We start from the raw sequence: 490 nt of genomic DNA on the forward strand, positions 1-490 counted from the left end.
AGCAGCATGTTGCGAGCGCTGACGATAGAAGCCTGCTTCATTCGGAGAAGCAAATCCGGTTTGCGCTTGAGCACAACGTGGCGCTGGAGAAGGCAAACACGCTGCGGGAGGCACAGGCGAAGCTCGCGCAGCGCGCAGATCGGACGCACGCGAATTTGATTGAATATCAGCAGGGCCAAAAGGAACGCTATGCGCGCGTGCTCGATGAGCGCGCGGGCGGCGGACAGGTCGACCCTTTGGGTCGGCAAGAGCGGGCGGATATGGCCGAAATCGTGCGCCACTATCAGCATGCGCTCGATGCGCTCAAGCAGACCACGCCTACGGAGTTGCTCGGCAGCGGCGAATACCGCAAGGCGGTAGAGCAAATCAAGTTGAATCTGGATCGATCGAGCGCGATGCACACCGAACACTTTGCGACGCTCAAGCGCCTGCGTGACGATTGGGCGGCGGGCTTAGGCAATGGCGTCGCTGATTTTTATAAAGACACGCT

General features: G+C 59.6%; 2 protein-coding genes. One reads left to right on the forward strand and one right to left on the reverse strand.

Annotated features, from left to right (window positions below):
- On the reverse strand, positions 1-281 hold a 281-nt coding region (locus tag QCE79_RS33645; RefSeq protein WP_309851866.1), incomplete at its 3' end, for a hypothetical protein.
- Between QCE79_RS33645 and QCE79_RS33650 the strand changes: the two genes are divergently transcribed.
- A partial coding sequence (locus tag QCE79_RS33650; RefSeq protein WP_309851869.1) for a hypothetical protein occupies positions 261-490 on the forward strand: 230 nt, incomplete at its 3' end. The genes QCE79_RS33645 and QCE79_RS33650 overlap by 21 nt on opposite strands.

It is taken from the genome of Caballeronia sp. LZ003 (assembly GCF_031451465.1).
GTDB lineage: Bacteria > Pseudomonadota > Gammaproteobacteria > Burkholderiales > Burkholderiaceae > Caballeronia.